Consider the following 4,101-nt stretch of genomic DNA (forward strand, 5'->3'; position numbering starts at 1 on the left):
GATGCCAGAGGTCTGGCATCGGATTTTCGATGAAGCCTTGCTGAGACTCAAATACTTAAGTGAACAGCATTACGGCCCAGGCCGGGGGTTTTGCTTTATGCAGATTAAATCCCCCGTACCTCCCCCCCGCCGCCTAGCCCGTCTACACTCGAAACATTCCCCCGAGCCATAACGAGACCGTTATGCCCAGACTGCCGACCGTGCTTTTTTTGCTGTCGCTGATGACCTGGACCGCAACGGCTGGCGCGCTGACTCTGACTGACGACGAACGTAGCTGGCTGACCGCACACCCGGATTTGCGTTTGGGTGTGGACGCGTCGTGGCCGCCATTTGAGTTCCGCGATGAAAAGGGTGTTTATCAGGGCCTGGCGGCGGACTACATCAATGTGATTCGTCAACGACTGGCCATCAACCTCACGCCCATCGAACCAGTCAGCTGGACGGTCGTGCTGGAACAGGCCAAGCAAGGCAAGCTGGATGTTTTGCCGGGCATCATGTCGACACCGGAACGCCAATCGTACCTGTCGTTTACTCGCCCCTATCTCGACTTCCCCATTGTCATCCTGGCCCATGTCGGCGGCGCCCAACCGCACAAACTCGAAGACCTTTACGGGTTGAAGATCGCCGTGGTGGAAAACTACGCGCCCCATGAGCTGCTGCGCACCCACCACCCTGACCTGAATCTGGTGCCGATGCCCAATGTGAGCTCGGCTTTGCAGGCATTGGCCACCGATGAAGTGGACGCCGTGGTGGGCGATCTTGCTTCCAGCGTCTGGAGCCTTCGCCAGCTCAGGCTCGATGGGTTGTATGTCAGCGGTGAAACCCCCTACCGCTATCAACTGGCAATGGCCGTGCCTCCCGGTAACAAGGTGCTGGTCGGCATTCTGGACAAAGTATTGGCGGACATGAGCCCCAGTGAAATCAGCGCCATTCAGGAACATTGGGTGGGCAACGTCCTCGATCATCGAACCTTCTGGTCGGATTTGCTGGTTTACGGCTTGCCGGGGCTGCTGTTTCTGACGGTCATGCTGGCCGTGGTCATCCGGATCAACCGCCGACTGAGCTCTGAAATTGCTCGCCGGGTCGACCTGGAACAGGAACTGCGCAGCAGCGAGTATCACTATCGCGGGCTGGTAGAGAGTTTGTCGGCCATCGCCTGGGAAGCACGGATCAGTGATTTCACCTACAGCTACGTCTCACCCCATGCCGAAGAGCTCCTCGGTTATCCCCTGTCTCATTGGCTGATTCCGGGCTTCTGGCGCAACATCATCCACCCCGCGGACCTGACCCGGGCACAGTCTTTTTGCGATCACGAAGTGCTGGCCGGGCGCGATCACAGCGTCGATTACCGGGTCATCACCGCCGATGGCCGCTGCCTTTGGGTGCGCGATATCGTCAGCCTGATCGAGCACGGTCATGAACCGATCATGCGCGGGCTGATGATCGATATCAGTGATGCCAAGCGCACAGAAGAAGCGTTGAGTCTGTCCGAGCAAAAATTTGCTTCGGTCTTCCAGCAATGCCCGGACATTCTGGTGATCGCGCGACTGTCCGACGGTTGCCTGCTGGAGGTGAACAAAGCGTTCGAAGAGCAAATCGGCCTCAGGGCTGAAGACGTCATCGGCCAGACGGCCACAGACCTCAACATCTGGGGCATCCCAGGCGTTGGGCCGGGTCTGTTGCAGCGATTGCAGGCCGGCAGCATCCGCAACCTGGAGATGCCTTTTCGCCGCAGTAACGGCCACGTGTTCACCGGCCTGATTTCCGCCGAGCCTTTCGATCTCGACACGACCCCTGCCCTGGTGGTCGTGGTGCGTGATATCAGCCAGCTCAAGGAAACCCAGCAGCAACTGCAAACCTCCGAGGAGAAATTCGCCAAGGCCTTCCACGCTTCTCCGGACGGTTTGTTGCTGTCCAGGCAGAGCGACGGGTTGCTGCTGGAGGTCAATGAAGGTTTCAGCCGCATCACGGGCTTCAACAGCGCGATGTCCGTTGATCGGTCGGCCCTGGACCTCGGGATATGGGTCAACCTCAACGAACGCAAACAAATGCTCGACCTGCTGCACCGGGATGGCTTCGTCCGCGACTTCAGTTGCCACATCCGCCGCAGCGACGGGCAGATTCGTCTCTGTGAGGTGTCGAGCCGTCCTTTGCCTATCGGTGATGAAGACTGCATGTTGACCATCGCCCGGGATATCACCGAGCGGCACCTGATGCAGGAAAAGCTGCAACAGGCCGCCACCGTGTTCGAAAGCACGGCCGAGGGCGTGCTGATCACCGACACCCAACAGCACATCAGCGCGGTCAACCGCGCGTTTACCGAGATTACCGGCTACAGCGAGAGCGAAGCACTGGGCCACACCCCTCGCCTGCTTGCCTCGGGCCTTCATGACAGCGCGTTTTATGCGGCGATGTGGCACCAATTGACCGCCGAAGGTCATTGGCAAGGCGAAATCTCCAACCGCCGCAAGAATGGCGAACTCTACCCGAGCTGGCTGACCATCAGCGCCGTGCGCAACCGGGACAAGTTCATCACCCACTTTGTGGCGGTGTTCGCCGACATTTCCAGCCTCAAACACGCTCAGGCCAAACTCGATTACCAGGCGCATCACGACCCGTTGACCGGCCTGCCAAACCGCACACTGTTCGAGAGCAGACTGCAGACCGCCCTCAACACCCAACAAGAAAATGGTGGCCAGGGCGCCGTGCTGTTCCTCGACCTGGACCGCTTCAAACACATCAACGACAGCCTCGGCCACCCGGTTGGCGACCTGCTCCTCAAAGGCATCGCGGTGCGCCTCAAAGAACAGTTGCGCGACATCGATACCGTCGCGCGCCTAGGCGGTGACGAATTCATCATCCTGCTACCGGGCCTGCAACAGAACAGCGACGCCGACAACATCGCGGCCAAGCTGCTCAACTGCTTCGGGGCGCCGTTCCAGGCCGGTGAACACGAGTTTTTCATCAGCGCCAGCATCGGCACCAGCCTGTACCCCAAGGACGGCTGCGACGTCGCCACGCTGGTCAAGAACGCCGATGCAGCGATGTACCGCTCCAAGGCCAAGGGGCGTAACCGGGTCGAAAGCTATACCCGCGACCTCACCGCACAGGCCAGCGAGCGCGTGGCGCTGGAACATGAATTGCGGCGCGCCATCGAGCGCAACGAACTGTTCTTGCACTACCAGCCGAAAATCAGCCTCGACGACCATCGACTGGTCGGTGCCGAGGCACTGATTCGCTGGCATCACCCGACCTTCGGCATGGTGCCGCCAGAACACTTCATTCCCCTGGCCGAAGAAAACGGCATGATTCTGCAAATCGGCGACTGGGTGCTCGAAACCGCCTGCCGGCAAATGAACGAGTGGAATCAGGTGTATGAATGCCTCGGCCCGCTCTCGGTCAACCTCGCAGGCGCCCAACTGCGTCAACCCAATCTGCTGGGACGGATCGAGCAACTGCTCAAGGACAGCCATCTCCAACCCGGTTTTCTGCAACTGGAGATTACCGAAAACTTCATCATGAGCCAGGCCGAAGAAGCGCTCGCGGTGCTGCACCAACTCAAACAGCTGGGCGTGCAGTTGGCCATCGACGACTTCGGGACGGGCTACTCGTCCTTGAGCTACCTCAAGCGCCTGCCGCTGGATATTCTCAAGATTGATCAGTCATTTGTCCGCGGCCTGCCTGACGATCCGCATGATGCGGCGATTGTTCGCGCGATCATCGCCCTGGGCCGCAGCATGCAATTCACCGTCATCGCCGAGGGCGTGGAGACCCTGGCCCAACAGGAATTCCTCGCCACCGAAGGCTGCGAACAGATCCAGGGTTACATCGTCAGTCCGCCTCTTCCCGCCGACGAATTCGCCGCGACGTTTCTTCGTATTGCCGTATCGGATTTTTCGGATAGCACAGCCGAGAAACCGTCGCTATAATCCGCGGCCTACTGAGGGCCTATAGCTCAGTTGGTTAGAGCAGAGGACTCATAATCCTTTGGTCCACGGTTCAAGTCCGTGTGGGCCCACCAAATAAAAAAGGTTCTTCACGGAATCCCGGGAAACACAGAAACAAGAACGCCGATTTGATTGATGATGTTCGTGCGAGCAA

Annotated in this window: 1 protein-coding gene and 1 tRNA gene; both read left to right on the forward strand. The window is 59.0% G+C overall.

Features of this window, described 5'->3' with window-relative positions; translation table 11 throughout:
• Positions 1-182: 182 nt before the first annotated feature.
• Positions 183-3,929, forward strand: coding sequence for a bifunctional diguanylate cyclase/phosphodiesterase (locus tag AC07N8_RS29365; RefSeq protein WP_493147236.1), 3,747 nt, complete (start codon positions 183-185; stop codon positions 3,927-3,929).
• A gap of 15 nt (positions 3,930-3,944) precedes the next feature.
• Positions 3,945-4,021: transfer RNA gene (locus AC07N8_RS29370), tRNA-Ile, on the forward strand.
• The last annotated feature ends 80 nt before the right edge of the window (positions 4,022-4,101 follow it).

This window comes from Pseudomonas sp. GW821-FHT10C09 (genome assembly GCF_059415465.1).

What these genes read in the sequence shown, in the direction of transcription:
- AC07N8_RS29365 (WP_493147236.1), top strand. Translation starts at nt 183, where the DNA reads ATGCCCAGACTGCCGACCGTGCTTTTTTTGCTGTCGCTGATGACCTGG.